Source organism: Serratia sp. CY56464 (genome assembly GCF_052168435.1).
GTDB classification, from domain to species: Bacteria; Pseudomonadota; Gammaproteobacteria; order Enterobacterales; family Enterobacteriaceae; genus Serratia; species Serratia marcescens.
In genome coordinates this window covers 412392-429644 of record NZ_JBJNMV010000002.1, presented here as the reverse complement: position 1 = coordinate 429644, position 17253 = coordinate 412392, and the positions used below count along the sequence as shown (strand labels likewise).

Sequence of the window (17253 nt, the reverse complement as noted above, 5' to 3'; positions counted from 1 at the left end):
TTATAGCGACAAGTCCTGTAGCCGCTCAGACAACGGTTCCTGAGTCGACTGTTCAGCGTCAATATCATCCTTGACTTGTTGATACCAGGTCTGTTCATCCCACAGTTCAAACTTGTTGAACTGACCGACCAGCATCACTTCTTTCGTGAGCCCGGCGTGTTGCCGCAGCGTACTGGCTAACAGCAAACGACCGGCACTATCCATCTGACACTCACTGGCATGCCCCAGCAGCAGGCGCTGAACGCGGCGCTCGGCGGGATTCATGCTCGACAGACGTGATAATTTTTGTTCAATAATTTCCCATTCGGGCAAAGGATAAAGCAGCAGGCAGGGCTGATGGAGGTCAATGGTACAGACCATTTGGCCTTGCGATTCCTCGTTGAGCAATTCCCGATATCGGGTAGGTACGGCGAGCCGCCCTTTGCTGTCGAGGTTGACCATCGTCGCTCCACGGAACATTCCTGAGCTACCCCTTAGTGACCGTTTTCACCACTTTACCCCACAAATTCCCACACAATGGAGTTTACGGAGGGTATGAAAACCTTGTCAAGCCAGAGCGCCAGCGCTTTGGCAATATTTCTCTGGTCATTTTGGGAGCTGACTCGCGAAAGAAACTCTGATTATTCGACGATTAAAAATTAACACCATGATAAACGGAGAGAATTTTCTAAGCGGAAAGAATCTGATTAAAAACCTGACGAACTGGCGATTAATTAACTCATTACTTCCTTCTGCAAGCCATGTCTCATTTTTCAGCTCGGCAATCTCAGGGCTGTAACCGCTGGCGAGCCGCGCCCGCCAAGGCTCGGCGCCAGGCGAACCGATCGCGGAATAAGGCCATAACCCCTTGAGTTAATAACGCTCAATCGTTATTCACCGTAAAGCCGGGCGCTATTTTACTTCAATTTGCACCGCCGTGATGAGGGCGCGATAAAAATAAATGGCTCGGATATTACGAGCAGAAGTAATTTCGATTCAAATCAATTTGGTAAGATTATTCCCAAAATACCTGTTTACAATTATGGTTTCATTTTCTTACACCTTTATTTCCACAATTTTTGCCGGAAAAATCCCCTTCAAAAACGAAAAATCGCAACCTTATGTTTTTAATCGATTTATTTAAAAACGCCGATTTTAATCTCTCCGCCCCATCCTATGCCCCAGCTCTGCGGGACAAAAAGCGAACAAATGTTAAAAATAAAAATATAAACCTAGTTAAAAAAGACAATTCAGATTAGTACACTATAAAAAAGGCAAAAAACCAGCCTTAACATCCAACAATTAATAACTTAACAGAATTTTAACCAAAGAGGATGACGCATGCTTTCGCCCGCGACTCACTGGCGTAGCGCCGCTGCCGATACGTTCGCACTGGTGGTGTACTGCTTTATCGCCGGCATGGCGATAGAAGTGTTGATCTCAGGCATGAGCTTCCAGCAATCCCTCTCTTCGCGCCTGCTGTCGATCCCGGTCAACATCCTGATCGCCTGGCCTTACGGCCGCTATCGCGATCTGTTTATCCGCACGGCGCGCCGCTGCCCGCGCGGCCAGTTCCTGCTGCGCAACCTCGCCGATCTGCTGGCCTACGTCAGCTTCCAGTCGCCGGTTTATGCCGCCATTCTATGGAGCGTAGGCGCCGACGGCCAACAAATGCTGGCGGCGGTAACCAGCAATGCGCTGGTCTCCATGGCGATGGGCGTGGTGTATGGCTATTTCCTGGAATACTGCCGGCGGCTGTTCCGGGTGGCGGACTACGTCTAAACCAGGAGCCCGCCAACGCGGGGGCTCCTGCCAGGCAAACTACTTGCGGCTCAGGCTGCCGCGGCGGAACAGATTGCGGCGAATACGCGTCAATCCAGGCTTGGGTTTACGCGGTTCGTCCAGGCTGGCCAACACCAGCTCCAGCACGCGTTCGGCCACGTCACGATGGCGCTGCGCCACCGCGAGCACCGGGCACTCCAGGAAATCCAACAGTTCATGGTCGCCGAAGGTGGCAATCGCCAGATCGGTCGGCAAACGGCCGCGTTGCTTCAGCGTCACGTCCATCACTCCCTGCAACAGCGAGAACGAGGTGGTGAACAGCGCCTGCGGCATCGGGTGCGTCTTCAGCCATTCGGCAAACAGCGCGCCGGCGGCTTCACGCTCATAGCTGTTGGCATACAGGTAATCGACGTGGCGGGGATCCTCTTGCCAGGCCCGGCGGAAGCCCTGCTCACGCAGGAAGCTGACCGAAAGCTCCGGCAAGGCGCCCAGATACAGCACCGATTCAGCCGGGAAGGTGCGCAGCTCCTGCGCCAGCGCAAAGGCATCTTCCTCGTCGGCCCCGACGACGCTGATGAAATGTTCGCGATCCAACGCGCGGTCCAGCGCGATGATCGGCAGCGGATCGTTGGCCCAGCGTTGATAGAAGGGGTGCTCCGGCGGCAAGGCGGTGGAAACGATGATGGCGTCCACCTGACGCTGCAGCAAATGCTCGATACAGCGCATCTCGTTGTCCGGCTGATCTTCGGAACAGGCGATCAGCAATTGATAACCACGCTGGCGCGCCTGACGCTCCAGGTAGTTGGCGATACGGGTATAGCTGGTATTTTCCAGATCCGGGATCACCAGACCGATAGAACGGGTGCGCCCGGCACGCAGCCCTGCCGCGACGGCATTCGGGTGATAGTTGTGCTCCCTAACCACGGCCATCACTTTCTCGACGGTTTTATCGCTGACACGATACTGCTTCGCCTTGCCGTTGATGACATAACTGGCCGTCGTGCGCGAAACGCCCGCGAGACGCGCGATTTCATCCAGTTTCACATTAACCCCTTAATGACGCTGAAAATAGAAGTGAAGGCTGTGCTCGGATTAACCATGGCATCCCGTACGGTTATTCAATCCAGCCTCTGCGATCTAACAGCAGAAAACACTACCTAGCAACCGCTTTTGCCGAAAGGTGCCAGCAATCGGGCAAAAAATACCGAAAAACAAAGGGCGCAGCCACGCCGCGCCCCGAATTATTCGCCGCCAGACCACGCTCAGCGCATGATTTTGTCGCCGCGCGACACGCCGACCACGCCGGAACGCGCCACTTCCACGATCTCCGCCACTTCACGCACCGCGCTCAGGAAGGCGTCCAGTTTATCGCTGGTGCCGGCCAGCTGCACCGTATACAGCGTCGCCGTCACATCAACGATCTGGCCGCGGAAAATGTCGGCGCAGCGCTTCACTTCTTCACGGCCGTAGCCGCTGGCCTGCAGCTTCACCAGCATGATCTCGCGCTCGACGTGGGCGCCCTGCACCAGCTCGCTAACGCGCAGCACGTCCACCAGCTTGTGCAACTGCTTCTCAATCTGCTCCAGCACTTTCTCGTCGCCGACGGTCTGGATAGTCATGCGCGACAGCGTCGGATCGTCGGTCGGCGCCACCGTCAGGCTCTCGATGTTGTAACCGCGCTGGGAGAACAACCCCACCACGCGCGAGAGGGCGCCGGATTCGTTTTCCAGCAAGACAGATAAAATACGGCGCATGATCAGGTCCTCTCCGTTTTGCTAAGCCACATTTCGTCCATGCTTCCGCCGCGGATCTGCATCGGGTAAACATGTTCGGTTTCATCGACGGTCACGTCGACGAACACCAGCCGCTCTTTTTCCGCCAGCGCCTGCGCCAGCTTGCTTTCCAGCTCATCCGGCGTGCGGATGGCGATGCCGACATGGCCGTAAGCCTCGGCCAGCTTGACAAAGTCCGGCAGCGAATCCATGTAAGACTGCGAGTGGCGGCCGGAATAAATCATGTCCTGCCACTGCTTGACCATGCCCAGATAACGGTTGTTGAGGTTCACCACCACCACCGGCAGGTTATATTGCAGCGCGGTGGACAGCTCCTGAATGTTCATCTGGATGCTGCCGTCGCCGGTGACGCACACCACGGTTTCCTTCGGCAGCGCCAGCTTGACGCCCAATGCCGCCGGCAGGCCAAAGCCCATGGTGCCGAGGCCGCCGGAGTTGATCCAACGGCGCGGTTTGTCGAACGGGTAATAGAGCGCGGCGAACATCTGGTGCTGCCCCACGTCGGAGGTCACATAGGCGTCGCCTTTGGTCAGGCGATGCAGGGTTTCGATCACCGCCTGCGGCTTGATGGTGCCGCTGTTTTTGTCGTACCCCAAACAGTCGCGGGCGCGCCACTGTTCAATAGACTGCCACCAATCGCGCAACGCATCGTGATCCTGCGCCTTGTCATCCTGCGCCAACAGCTCCAGCATCTGCACCAACACCTGTTTGGCATCGCCGACGATCGGAATATCGGCATCCACCGTTTTGGAGATCGAGGTCGGATCGATATCGATATGCAGCACGGTGGCATCCGGGCAGTATTTGGCTAGATTGTTGGTCGTGCGATCGTCGAAACGTACGCCGACGGCGAAGATCACGTCGGCATGGTGCATGGTTTTGTTGGCTTCATAAGTGCCGTGCATGCCGAGCATGCCGACACTCTGGCGATGGGTGCCGGGGAAAGCGCCCAGTCCCATCAGGCTGCTGGTCACCGGCAGGTTCAGCTGCTCCGCCAACGCCAGTAGTTCGGCTTCGCAACCGGCGTTGATCGCGCCGCCGCCGACATACATCACCGGCTTCTTGGCCGCCAGGATGGTTTGCAACGCGCGTTTGATTTGCCCGCGATGGCCCTGCACCGTCGGGTTATAAGAACGCATGCTCACGTCCTGCGGGTAGGAATAAGGCATCCGCACCGCCGGGCCGACGATGTCTTTCGGCAGATCGATCACCACCGGGCCGGGGCGGCCGCTGGAAGCCAGGTAAAAGGCCTTCTTCAACACCGCCGGGATGTCTTCGGTACGTTTCACCAGGAAGCTGTGCTTCACCACCGGCCGAGAAATCCCCACCATATCGCACTCCTGGAAGGCGTCGTAGCCGATCAGCGAGCTGGGCACCTGCCCCGACAGCACCACCATCGGTATCGAGTCCATATAGGCGGTGGCGATGCCGGTAATGGCGTTGGTGGCGCCGGGGCCGGAGGTCACCAGCACCACGCCCACTTCGCCGGTGGCGCGCGCGTAACCGTCGGCCATGTGCACTGCCCCTTGCTCGTGGCGCACCAGAATATGATCGATCCCTCCGACCGTATGCAGGGCGTCGTAGATATCGAGCACCGCCCCGCCGGGGTAGCCGAATACATGTTTAACGCCCTGATCGATCAACGATCGGACGACCATCTCGGCTCCTGACAACATCTCCATGGGTTTGCCTCCAGGCTTGCTTATTCTTCTCTGGCGCCGGAACGTAGCGCCTGCTGCGGGGCAATGCCCCTAAATTTTTATGGGTTGTCGCTATCGAATTAACATAACGTCAGAATATGGGGCAGGCAAACGGCAAAATGGCTTAACGGCGGCGGGGTTATTGCCAAGCGGCTGGAGATCGCAGCTTTATAAAAACAATGCGCTAGCCTCAGGGTTGTTGGGCTAGGCATTGTTTCGAACAGGAGGAAAATTACAGAACTAAATCAGGTGAAGGATATGCCGCTTTTTTCGCCGGGCACGTGGCCCGGCGGCGGCGTCAGGCCTGTTCCCGGTACATCGAGTCGATTTCGCGCTGATAGCGCTGCAGGATCACTTTGCGGCGCAGCTTCAGGGTTGGCGTCAGCTCCCCCAACTCCATGGAAAAAGCCGCCGGCAGCAGAGTGAACTTCTTCACCTGTTCGAAGCGCGCCAGCTCCTTTTGCATCTCGCGCAGGCGCTTTTCGAACATCGCGAGGATCTCGCCGTTGCGCAGCAGCTCCAGGCGATCCTGATACTTCAGGTTGACTGACTTCGCGTACTCTTCCAGCGACTCAAAGCACGGCACGATCAGCGCGGAAACGAACTTGCGCGCATCGGCGATGATCGCCACCTGCTCGATAAAGCGGTCCTGCGCCAACGTGCCTTCCAGCATCTGCGGCGCGATGTATTTGCCGCCAGAGGTTTTCATCAAATCCTTAAGGCGCTCGGTGATGAACAGATTGCCCTCTTCATCGATCGCCCCGGCGTCGCCGGTTTTCAGCCAGCCGTCTGCGGTAAAGGTCGCGGCGGTTTCCAACGGTTTGTTAAAATAGCCGCGCATCACGATCGGCCCGCGCACCTGAATTTCATTTTCTTCACCGATGCGCACCTCGACCTGCGGCAGCGGTTTACCGATAGAGCCGAAGCGGAAATGCCCTTCTTCCCAGCAGGACACGGTCGCACAGGTTTCGGTCATGCCGTAACCGTACTTGATGTTGACGCCCATCGCCTGGAAAAACAGGATCACATTGTCATCCAGCTTGGCGCCCGCCGCCGGCAGGAAGCGCACCCGGCCGCCGAGGATACCGCGCAGCTTGCTCAATACCAGCTTGTCGGCCCAGCGGTGAGAGAATTCGAACAGTTTGCCCAACGGTTTGCCGGCCCGCTCTTGCAGGAACTTGCGCTCCCCGCAGACGATCGCCCAGTGGAACAGCGCGCGGCGCAGCCAAGGGGCACGCGCCACTTTTTCATGCACCGCGCTGAAAATCTTCTCGTAGAAACGCGGCACCGCGCACATTAACGTCGGCCGCACCTGCCCCATCGCTTCCCGAACCCAGTCGGTGTTCGGCAGGAAAACGTTCTGCGCGCCGGAATGCATGACAAAGAAGCTCCAGGCACGCTCGAACACGTGCGACAGCGGCAGGAAACTGAGCGACACATCCTCTTCGCCGACCGTCAGTCTCTCATCATGCAGGTAGAGCTGTGCCGCCAGGTTGCGATAATCCAGCATCACCCCTTTCGGCTCGCCGGTGGTGCCCGAGGTATAGATCAGGGTGAAGAGATCCTGCAGGTCGCACTCTTCAATGCGCTGCCGACGTTGAGCGATAAAAGCCGCCGGATCGACGGCATGCTCGAAAGCGCTCAGGTGTTGGGCTATCTCGCAATCGCGCAGATCGGCATCCTCGTCGAACACGATAATATGACGCAGTTGCGGACAGACGCCGCGCAGCGCGATGGCGGCGTCCAACTGCGCCTGTTCGCCAACGAACAGGATGCGAATGTCAGCGTCATTGATGACGAAGGCCGCCTGCGCCGGCGTATTGGTGGAATAGAGCGGTACGCTGACGCCACGCAGGTGCAGGATCGCGAGATCGGTCAACGACCAGGCCATCGTGTTATTGGCGAAGATACCGATACGTTCTTGCACTTCGGCGCCCAGCGCCAGCAGCCCGGCGGCAATGCGATCAATGCGGGCAGCCGCCGCTCCCCAAGTCAGTTGAAACTCGCCGTTGGGCGACCATTGGCGAAATGCTGTGCGATCGGCTCGGTGGGTGATTTGATGCTGTATACGATGGATCAAATGGTATTGCAGCAGATTAGTGATCATAGTGCTCTAAGCCTGAAATGAATCATACCGTTAAGCCTGAACGACGCCTTGCGGCCCTCATCTCAGCTTACACGTGTTTACTTTTTTCCGCGCAGTCTACCTACTCTCAGGCAGGGGGAAAAGCGATTTCAGCGTAGAAGTGTGAGCCAAAACTCAAGCCGGCTTTCGCGCTTTCATGGGTTGGACAGAATGGGAAGGAAAAGGTTTGATGGCGGCCATAAAACGCGGCCCGTTCGGGCCGCCACATCGAGTTAGTTTAAAATCCCAACTGGAAAGTAAAAATCAGAATATTAATTTATATTAATTGTTTTCGCTAAATGAACAAATTTACCCTAATAATAAGTTATTCTATCGCCGCAAAACCAAGAAATATCTTAATAAAAACACAGATAGTTCTTAGCTTTTATCATGAGAAAAAAACGCTCAGTTGAATATTATCTTTATATGGCTCCCATCTTTATCGCTTTACTTTGGGTTACCCGCCTCAATCAGGACAGATTTCATCCACTGGTGGCCTTTATCCCGCTCTGAAGATTCATGCCAGGATAGGTAGCAGGTGGCTTTATTATCGTTGCCACATAAAGGAACCGCCTTTATTTTCAACGCCTCCGTCAGCTGTCGCACCAACCAGGCGGGCGCAATCGCCACCATTTCCGTTTGCGACACCATATTCAACACGCTGTAAAGATCCGTGCACTGCTGCGTCACGGCACGCAGCATCGGCTCGTCTGAATAAAAAGGTTTACTGAACGATCCAAAACTTTCCAGGGAAACCGCAGCATGCTGCTCGGCCAGCATGTGCTCCGGCGTCACCTCCTCGCCTATTCTCGGGTGCGCCTGCGCAACCGCCAGCACTAATTCGTCGTCGAACATCGCCAGGCTGCGAAACTCCGCCGACTCGAAACGGCTGTAGCCGATGACAAACTCGACGTCCTGATAACGCAATTGATGTTCAATATTATTGTTAATGTATGACTTTATTTGCAGGTTAAGCTGCGGCGCTATCTGTTTGACGTGATTAATTATCCCGGCGCCCAGACGCAAATCGAGCGGGCTGCACAGCGACAGGGAGAACGCTCGCGTGCTGGTCAGCGGCTCAAACTCAGATCCCGGCAACTCATTCTGCACCAGCTGCAGCGCTTGCCGCACCGGCCCGAACAGCTGCCTGGCCCGCATGGTGGGCTGGATCCCGCGGCCGCAGCGCACGAACAGTTCGTCGTTGAACATCACCTTCAGGCGCGCTACCGCATTGCTCACCGCCGGCTGCGACATCCCTAACGAATTAGCGGCTCGCGTAATATTTTGCATTTGCATCACGGCGTCAAACACCGTCAGTAAATTAAGATCGACGCTGCGCAAATGAATGTCCGCCGGCTCTTTGACCATGGCGATTTCTGAATCATATTCAGCCATATTTCACTCCACTAAATCCTGTGTAGATAATCTAATCCTTATGCTCGACAAACAATGAAACGCCGCATTGTCTTATCTTTGCACGACAAATTCTGCCATTACCGTCATCAACCGATAAAAAACCTCGTGTTATCGACACGATATAAGTCGTATATGGAATACATGTCAGCAGCATCCCCCGTCAGCGAGAAGAATGCCACCTGGGTAGTACTAATAATTAGGTATCAACAATGATTAATACAATTGAACAACGTCGCCGCACTGTATGAGACAAACTATAAAAACACATCATAAGCAATCAAACCATCTAAAAACACCGCTCACTTTGTGTAAAAACGCATTATTTTGTTATATTATGACTAAAACAATCAATTATTCATATGAGTTCAATTTAAACCATTTGTATTGAAAATGTTATTTCATTGCTCCCCGTGATTAATCCCTCTTGTTTTTTTCATCACAAATCTTAACGCAACGAAATCCAGAAGCAATTAGCGCAGTATATATTCGATTCGTTTATGCTAAGCAGCACGCAAACTGGTCCCATTTTTTTCTCTAAGGCGTCGTTTTTTTGCCGAATGATCCTCTGTTTAGCTAATGGGCTGATGCATTGTCCCCGCATTCAATCAGGTGTTGACATCGCCAGGCCAATCACGTATCAAATTAGGCAGACACCCAATTTAAGAGAAGCTGAACCCTTATGATCCGTACTCACCGTCTACTAGGCCTACTACTTAACGCATCTTGTTTGCGCGGTATGCCTATGGACGAAGTTCGGAGCTGACTCAGCCGATCACCCATAAGAAACCCGCGCTACTGCGCGGGTTTTTTTTTGCCCGCTTAGCGTGAAATCAACACGATAAGGAATGCACCGATGAGCCAACAAGTCATTATTTTCGATACCACGCTGCGTGATGGCGAGCAGGCGCTGCAGGCCAGCCTGAGCGTAAAAGAGAAGATTCAGATTGCGCTGGCGCTGGAAAGAATGGGCGTTGACGTGATGGAAGTCGGCTTCCCGGTCTCTTCGCCGGGCGACTTCGAGTCGGTGCAAACCATCGCGCGCCAGATCAAGAACAGCCGCGTCTGCGGCCTGGCCCGCTGCGTGGACAAAGACATTGACGTGGCCGCCGAAGCGCTGCGCGTCGCCGAAGCGTTCCGCATCCACGTATTCCTGGCCACCTCGACCCTGCACATCGAATCGAAACTGAAGCGCTCGTTCGACGAAGTGCTGGAGATGGCGGTGCGCTCGGTAAAACGCGCCCGCAACTACACCGACGACGTGGAGTTCTCCTGTGAAGACGCCGGCCGCACGCCGATCGACAATCTGTGTCGCGTGGTTGAAGCCGCCATCAACGCCGGCGCCACCACCATCAATATCCCGGACACCGTCGGCTACACCACGCCAAACCAGTTCGGCGGCATCATCACGACCCTGTATGACCGCGTGCCGAACATCGACAAAGCCATCATCTCCGTGCACTGCCACGACGATTTGGGCATGGCGGTCGGCAACTCCATCGCCGCGGTGCAGGCCGGCGCCCGCCAGGTGGAAGGCACCCTGAACGGCATTGGTGAACGCGCAGGCAACTGTTCGCTGGAAGAAGTAATCATGGCGATTAAAGTGCGCCAGGACATCATGAACGTGCACACCAACATCAATCACCAGGAAATCTTCCGCACCAGCCAGATCGTCAGCCAGCTGTGCAACATGCCGATCCCGGCCAACAAGGCGATCGTCGGCTCCAACGCCTTCGCCCACTCCTCCGGCATTCACCAGGACGGCGTGCTGAAGAACCGCGAAAACTACGAAATCATGACCCCGCAGTCGATCGGCCTGAAAGACGTGCAGTTGAACCTGACCTCCCGCTCCGGCCGCGCGGCGGTGAAACACCGCATGGAAGAGATGGGCTACCAGGAACAGGATTACAACCTGGATAGCCTGTACGCCGCCTTCCTGAAGCTGGCCGACAAAAAGGGCCAGGTATTCGACTACGATCTGGAGGCGCTGGCCTTCATCAACAAACAGCAGGAAGAGCCGGAGCACTTCAGCCTGGGTTACTTCAGCGTGCAGTCCGGCAGCAGCATCATGGCCACCGCCTCGGTGAAACTGATCTGCGGCGGCGAAGAGAAAGCCGAAGCCGCCACCGGCAACGGCCCGGTCGATGCGGTCTATCAGGCGATAAATCGCATCACCGACTACCCGATCGAGCTGGTGAAGTACCAGTTGACCGCCAAGGGCCATGGCCGCGACGCGCTGGGCCAGGTGGATATCGTGGTCTCTTACAACGGCCGCCGCTTCCACGGCGTGGGTCTGGCGACCGACATCGTCGAATCCTCCGCCAAGGCGATGGTGCACGTGTTGAACAATATTTGGCGCTCACAGCAGGTAGAAAAAGAAAAGCAGCGCCTGCAGCAAAACAAACATCAAAATAATCAGGAAACGGTGTGAACATGACGAAGACTTATCACATTGCCGTCTTGCCCGGAGACGGCATCGGCCCGGAAGTAATGGCTCAGGCGCGCAAAGTGTTGGACGCGGTGCGTCAACGCTTTGACATTCGCATCACCACCGCCGAGTACGACGTCGGCGGCATCGCCATCGATCGCCACGGCAGCCCGCTGCCGGCGGCGACCGTCGCCGGCTGTGAGCAGGCCGACGCCATCCTGTTCGGCTCGGTGGGCGGCCCGAAATGGGAACACCTGCCGCCGGCCGAGCAGCCGGAACGCGGCGCGCTGTTGCCGCTGCGCAAGCACTTCAAACTGTTCAGCAACCTGCGCCCGGCGCGCCTGTATCAAGGGTTGGAGGCATTCTGCCCGCTGCGCGCCGACATCGCCGCCCGCGGCTTCGACATTCTGTGCGTGCGCGAATTGACCGGCGGCATCTATTTCGGCCAGCCGAAGGGCCGCGAAGGCCAGGGCATGCAGGAACGCGCCTTCGATACCGAGGTGTATCACCGTTTCGAGATTGAACGCATCGCGCGCATCGCCTTCGAATCCGCCCGCAAGCGCCGCCACAAAGTGACGTCGATCGACAAGGCCAACGTGCTGCAAAGCTCCATTCTGTGGCGTGAAGTGGTCAATCAGGTCGCCAAGGATTACCCGGACGTATCGCTGTCGCACATGTATATCGACAACGCCACCATGCAGTTGATCAAGGATCCGTCCCAGTTCGACGTGCTGCTGTGCTCCAATCTGTTCGGCGACATTCTGTCCGACGAGTGCGCGATGATCACCGGCTCAATGGGCATGCTGCCGTCCGCCAGCCTGAATGAGCAAGGCTTCGGCCTGTACGAACCGGCGGGCGGTTCCGCGCCGGATATTGCAGGCAAAGGCATCGCCAACCCGATTGCGCAGATCCTGTCCGCCACCCTGCTGCTGCGTTACAGCCTGGGCGCCGATGAAGCGGCCGACGCCGTGGAGCGCGCCATCAACCAGGCGCTGGAACAGGGCTACCGCACAGCCGATCTGGCCGGTGACGGCAAAGCCATCAGCACCGATGAAATGGGCGACATCATCGCCCGCTTTGTAGCTCAGGGGGCATAACATGGCCAAGACCTTATACCAGAAGCTGTACGACGCCCACGTGGTGCACGAAGCGCCGAACGAAACGCCGTTGCTGTATATCGACCGTCACCTGGTGCACGAAGTCACCTCGCCGCAGGCGTTCGACGGCCTGCGCGCCATGGGCCGCAAGGTGCGCCAGCCCGGCAAAACCTTCGCCACCATGGATCACAACGTGTCGACCCAAACCAAAGACATCAACGCCAGCGGCGAAATGGCGCGCATCCAGATGCAGGAGTTGATCAAGAACTGCGCGGAATTCGGCGTTTCGCTGTATGACCTGAATCACCCGTTCCAGGGCATCGTGCACGTGATCGGGCCTGAGCAAGGCATGACGCTGCCGGGCATGACCATCGTCTGCGGCGACTCGCACACCGCCACCCACGGCGCTTTCGGCTCGCTGGCGTTCGGCATCGGCACTTCCGAAGTGGAACACGTGCTGGCGACCCAGACCCTGAAACAGGGCCGCGCCAAGACCATGAAGATTGAAGTCACCGGCGACGCCGCCGAGGGCATCACCGCCAAAGACATCGTGCTGGCGGTGATCGGCAAAACCGGCAGCGCCGGCGGCACCGGCCACGTGGTGGAGTTCTGCGGCAAGGCGATCGAAGCGTTGAGCATGGAAGGCCGCATGACCTTGTGCAACATGGCGATCGAAATGGGCGCCAAGGCCGGGCTGGTCGCACCGGATGACACCACCTTCGCCTATCTGAAGGGGCGTCAGTTTGCGCCAACCGGCGAAAACTGGGAGCAGGCGGTCGCCTATTGGCGCACGCTGAAGTCCGACGCCGACGCCCAGTTCGATACCGTGGTGACGCTGCGCGCCGAAGAGATCGCGCCGCAGGTCACCTGGGGCACCAATCCCGGCCAAGTGATCGCCGTCAATCAGGCGATCCCGGCGCCGGAATCGTTCAGCGATCCGGTCGAGCGCGCCTCCGCCGAGAAAGCGCTGGCCTACATGGATTTGAAGCCGGGCATCAAATTGACCGACGTGCCGATCGACAAAGTGTTCATCGGCTCCTGCACCAACTCACGCATCGAAGATCTGCGCGCGGCGGCGGCTATCGCCAAAGGGCGCAAGGTCGCCAGCGGCGTGCAGGCCATCGTGGTGCCGGGATCCGGCCCGGTGAAGGCCCAGGCGGAAGCCGAAGGGTTGGACAAAATCTTTATCGAAGCCGGTTTCGAATGGCGTTTGCCGGGTTGCTCAATGTGTCTGGCGATGAACAACGACCGTCTGAATCCGGGCGAGCGCTGCGCGTCCACCAGCAACCGTAACTTCGAAGGGCGTCAGGGCCGCGGCGGGCGCACCCACCTGGTCAGCCCGGCGATGGCCGCCGCGGCCGCCGTCGCCGGTCACTTCGCCGACATCCGTGATATTCACTAAGGGGCTAACGTGGCTAAATTTACTCAACATACCGGCTTAGTGGTGCCTTTGGATGCGGCCAACGTCGACACCGACGCCATTATTCCCAAGCAGTTTTTACAGAAGGTCACCCGCACCGGTTTCGGCCAGCACCTGTTCAACGACTGGCGCTTCCTCGACGACGCCGGCCAGCAACCGAACCCGGCGTTCGTGCTGAACAAACCGCGCTATAAAGGCGCCAGCATCCTGTTGGCGCGCGAAAACTTCGGCTGCGGCTCTTCGCGCGAACACGCCCCCTGGGCGCTGACCGACTACGGGTTCAAAGTGGTGATCGCGCCGAGCTTCGCCGACATCTTCTACGGCAACTCGTTCAACAATCAGCTGTTGCCGGTGACGCTGAGCGAGCAGCAGGTGGACGAGCTGTTCAAACTGGTGGACGCCAACGAGGGGACGGAGTTCGTGGTGGATCTGGAGAACCAGACGGTCAACGCCGGCGGCAAAAGCTATCCGTTCGAAATCGACAGCTTCCGCCGCCACTGCATGATCAACGGGCTGGACAGCATCGGCCTGACGCTGCAGCACGAAGCGGACATCTCCCGCTACGAAGCGCAGCAGCCGGCGTTTCTGAATTAATCCCCTTCACTTCACCCGCCGCCCGGCGGGTGAATTCTTTCCTCACCAGTAGCCCAGCAGCTTCCACCATGCCCCGCCGATCAGCATCCAGATCAGTAGGTTAACCACGCTCATCACCCATCCCGCTTTCCACCACTCCCCCAGCGTCACATAGCCGGAGCCAAAGACGATCGGCGCGGTGCCGGTGCCGTAATGGGTCAGCGACATCATCAGCGAAGAAGAGAACGCCAGGATCAGGCCCAGCAACGCCGGCGGCGCCCCGAGCGCGATGCCGGCGGCGAAGAAGGCGGCGAACATCGCCGTCACGTGCGCGGTGGTGCTGGCGAAGAAATAGTGTGAATACAAATAGATGAGGGTCAGCAAGATCGTACCGCCCACCCAGCTCATGCCCATACGGTCGATGCCGTTGCCGACGGTTTGCGACAGCCAGCCGATCAGCCCCAGCTTGCCGAGGAAGCTGGCCATCATCACCAGCGCCGAGAACCACACCACGGTGTCCCAGGCCCCTTTATGCTTCAGCACATCCTCCCAGCTCAGCACCCCGGTAGCCAGCAGCACCGCCAGGCCGATCAGCGCCGCGGTGGTGGGATTGACCGCCAGCGCCGGGCCGAAAATCATCGCCGGAATGCCGGCCCACAGCACCAACAGCAGCGCGAACACCCCGAGAGTAATTTTCTCCGGCAGCGTCACCGGCCCCAGCGTCTGCAGTTTTTCGCGCGCAAAGCGCGGCGCGTCCGGCGTGCTTTTCACCTCCGGCGGATACAGCAGATAGATGACCAGCGGCATCACGAGCAGCGAACACAGCCCCGGCACCAGGGCGGCAATCGCCCACATCGACCAGGACAGTTCGAAGCTGCCGTGGGTGCCTTTGGCGATCAGGCTGACGATCAACGGGTTAGGCGCGGTGGCGGTGATAAACATCGCCGAGGTGATCGGGTTGATGTTGTAGTTCACCAGCGACAGGTAGCGGCCGATCTTGCCGGAGGTATTGAGCTCGGGTTTGGAACCGAAGCTGTCGGCGATCGACTTCATGATCGGGTGAATGATGCCGCCGCCGCGCGCGGTGTTGCTCGGCGTCACCGGCGCCAGCGTGGTTTCCGCCAGCGTCAGCGCGTAAGCGATGCCCAGCGTCTTCTTGCCGAACAGCGAAATAAAGTAATAGCCAATGCGCGCGCCCAGCCCGGTTTTGTTCAGGCTGAGGGAAATCATGATCGAAAAGCCGATCAGCCAGATCAGCTGGTTGGAGAAGCCGCTGAGCGCATCGTCCAGCGCGGCGCCCGGCTTGCCCGGATTGGTGACGCCGGTCACCGCCACCAGAGCGATGGCGATCACCGAAACCGCGCCGATCGGCATCGCCTTGCCGATGATGGCGATGATGGTGCCGATAAACAGCGCCAGCAGTTGCCAGGCGTTGGGCGCAACGCCCTCCGGCACGGGAATGAGGAACCAGATAATCAGCGTGGCGCCAAGGGCGCACAGGGAAGGAAGCGGTTTGAGCGGTGTGAGTTTATCCATAACGTTCCCACTGTTCTAAACGACAGGGCGGCATCTCAATAGCGAGATGGGCGTGGGCGCAGCGATCGCGCGCCATATGCCTTCAGCTTGAGCGTCCGGCTTAGCCTTCTCAATGACTTGCATCAAGAATGCCGTCGTTTAACCTCACACTTCACGCACTTTGGCGCTCATCCCGAGCGCCGCCAGCGCCAGCAGCGCCGCCATCCAATACACCGAACCATGACCGAAATTCTCCACCAGCGCGCCCTGCAGCACCCCGGCCAGGATCACCCCGGTAGAGATGCTGTTGGTGAACAGCGTGGTGGCGGCGCCCGGCCGGCCCGGCATCAAATCCTGAAAATAGAGCATGCCGATACCGGCGACGATGCCGATAAACACCGCGTTAAGCAGTTGCAGCGCGATCAGGGCCGGCTTGGTCGCCAACACCGTCAGCCCGAGATAAAACAGCACGCCCGCCGCCACCGCCAGCAGCATCATGTTGCGCTTGCCGAAGCGTTTGACGTAATAACCGGCCAGCAGCATTGCCGGGATTTCCAACCCGGCGGCAGTGCCCATCAGCACCCCGGCCAGCCCTTCCGGCAACCCGAGATCGGCGGTGATATACAGCGGCATATCGATGATATACAAGGTATTGCAGGTCCACATCAGCATCGAAGCGATGAACAGCAGCCGCACATCGCGATTGCGCCAGGCGCTGGCGGGCGCGATCGGCGCAGACATCCCGCCTTGCAGCCCCCCATTCTCCGCCGCACGCGGCACCGAAGGCAGCATAAATCCCACCAGCAGCACGCAAACCGCGAAGGTGGCGGCGGCGATCAGGAACATCACGGTGAACCCGTAGTTCAGCGCCAGCGCAAACGACAGCGGCGGGCCGATCACCCACGCCAGCGAAAGCTGGGCGCGCATCACCGAGCTGAACATCACCACTTCACGCGCCTCGCTGTCGGCGTATTCCCGCGCCAACGCGAAAATCTGCGGCATGGCGGTGTTGGCAACGGCGGACATCAGCACCCCGGCGGTGATCAGCGTCAGGTAGTCGCGGTTAAAGGCGAACAGCAGGCAGTTGCCGACCGCCATCAGGCAGCACAGCAGGATCAACCTGCGCCGATCGCCGCGGGTGTCGGAACGTTTGGCCAGCAAGAAGCTGACCACGATGCCGGCCACCGCGTTGGCGGTGTAAAACAGCCCGACCCACAGCGGCCGCACTTTGACTTCGGTGGTCAGAAACAGACTGAGCGTCGGCGTCAGCAACGCGCCGGCGATGCCGGAGAGAAAAGCGATCAGCAGGAAGGCGGCGAAGATGGGGTTAATGCGCAGTGACAACCGGCTCAGGCGTTGCATATTGTCTTCCCTGACCTCAAAGCAGACAGAAGAGAGAACCTTAGGCCACGGCGAGGAAAAAGCAAG

At 58.0% G+C, this 17253-nt stretch carries 13 protein-coding genes; 5 read left to right on the top strand and 8 right to left on the bottom strand.

The features are described from left to right. Nucleotides 1-459, bottom strand: a complete 459-nt coding sequence (gene mraZ, locus ACJ8KE_RS15620) for a division/cell wall cluster transcriptional repressor MraZ (RefSeq protein ID WP_004932796.1) — start codon at nt 457-459, stop codon at nt 1-3. Between the two features lie 861 nt (nt 460-1320). Here mraZ and ACJ8KE_RS15615 point away from each other — a divergent pair. Then, entirely contained in the window at nt 1321-1761 is a 441-nt protein-coding gene (locus ACJ8KE_RS15615; RefSeq protein WP_004932798.1) for an L-alanine exporter AlaE, read from the top strand. Nucleotides 1762-1800: 39 nt separating this feature from the next. On the opposite strand, the gene cra is transcribed toward ACJ8KE_RS15615, so the two are convergent. From cra to leuO, 5 genes are all read right to left on the bottom strand, one after another. After that, nucleotides 1801-2805 (bottom strand): catabolite repressor/activator, encoded by a 1005-nt coding sequence (gene cra, locus ACJ8KE_RS15610; protein ID WP_016929094.1) that lies wholly within the window; start codon nt 2803-2805, stop codon nt 1801-1803. A 218-nt stretch (nt 2806-3023) separates the two neighbouring features. Then, on the bottom strand, nt 3024-3515 hold the full coding sequence (ilvN, locus tag ACJ8KE_RS15605; protein ID WP_004932806.1) for an acetolactate synthase small subunit: 492 nt from the start codon (nt 3513-3515) through the stop codon (nt 3024-3026). A 2-nt stretch (nt 3516-3517) separates the two neighbouring features. Beyond that, complete coding sequence (gene ilvI, locus ACJ8KE_RS15600) at nt 3518-5236, bottom strand: acetolactate synthase 3 large subunit (RefSeq protein WP_274985215.1); 1719 nt, start codon at nt 5234-5236, stop codon at nt 3518-3520. A gap of 316 nt (nt 5237-5552) precedes the next feature. Next, complete coding sequence (locus ACJ8KE_RS15595; protein ID WP_097102759.1) at nt 5553-7361, bottom strand: AMP-dependent synthetase/ligase; 1809 nt, start codon at nt 7359-7361, stop codon at nt 5553-5555. Nucleotides 7362-7826: 465 nt separating this feature from the next. Then, on the bottom strand, nt 7827-8774 hold the full coding sequence (gene leuO, locus ACJ8KE_RS15590; protein ID WP_016929097.1) for a transcriptional regulator LeuO: 948 nt from the start codon (nt 8772-8774) through the stop codon (nt 7827-7829). Nucleotides 8775-9648: 874 nt separating this feature from the next. Here leuO and leuA point away from each other — a divergent pair. The 4 genes from leuA to leuD are packed head-to-tail and all read left to right on the top strand — an operon-like array spanning nt 9649 to nt 14331. Next, nucleotides 9649-11223, top strand: a complete 1575-nt coding sequence (gene leuA / locus ACJ8KE_RS15585; protein WP_016929098.1) for a 2-isopropylmalate synthase — start codon at nt 9649-9651, stop codon at nt 11221-11223. A 2-nt stretch (nt 11224-11225) separates the two neighbouring features. After that, nucleotides 11226-12317, top strand: a complete 1092-nt coding sequence (gene leuB, locus ACJ8KE_RS15580; RefSeq protein ID WP_028127858.1) for a 3-isopropylmalate dehydrogenase — start codon at nt 11226-11228, stop codon at nt 12315-12317. Nucleotide 12318: 1 nt separating this feature from the next. Next, on the top strand, nt 12319-13719 hold the full coding sequence (gene leuC, locus ACJ8KE_RS15575; RefSeq protein WP_033637093.1) for a 3-isopropylmalate dehydratase large subunit: 1401 nt from the start codon (nt 12319-12321) through the stop codon (nt 13717-13719). 9 nt (nt 13720-13728) lie between these two features. Then, the gene (gene leuD / locus ACJ8KE_RS15570; RefSeq protein WP_004932829.1) at nt 13729-14331 is read left to right on the top strand and encodes a 3-isopropylmalate dehydratase small subunit; all 603 of its coding nucleotides are present in this window, start codon (nt 13729-13731) and stop codon (nt 14329-14331) included. A 42-nt stretch (nt 14332-14373) separates the two neighbouring features. Here leuD and ACJ8KE_RS15565 read toward each other — a convergent pair whose 3' ends face one another. Beyond that, a complete protein-coding gene (locus ACJ8KE_RS15565; RefSeq protein WP_016929102.1) occupies nt 14374-15846 on the bottom strand; it encodes a DASS family sodium-coupled anion symporter in 1473 nt (490 codons plus the stop codon). Between the two features lie 144 nt (nt 15847-15990). Then, nucleotides 15991-17187 carry a sugar efflux transporter gene (locus ACJ8KE_RS15560; protein WP_079451071.1) on the bottom strand — a complete coding sequence of 399 codons (1197 nt, stop codon included), beginning with the start codon at nt 17185-17187 and terminating at the stop codon, nt 15991-15993. Between the last annotated feature and the right edge of the window lie 66 nt (nt 17188-17253).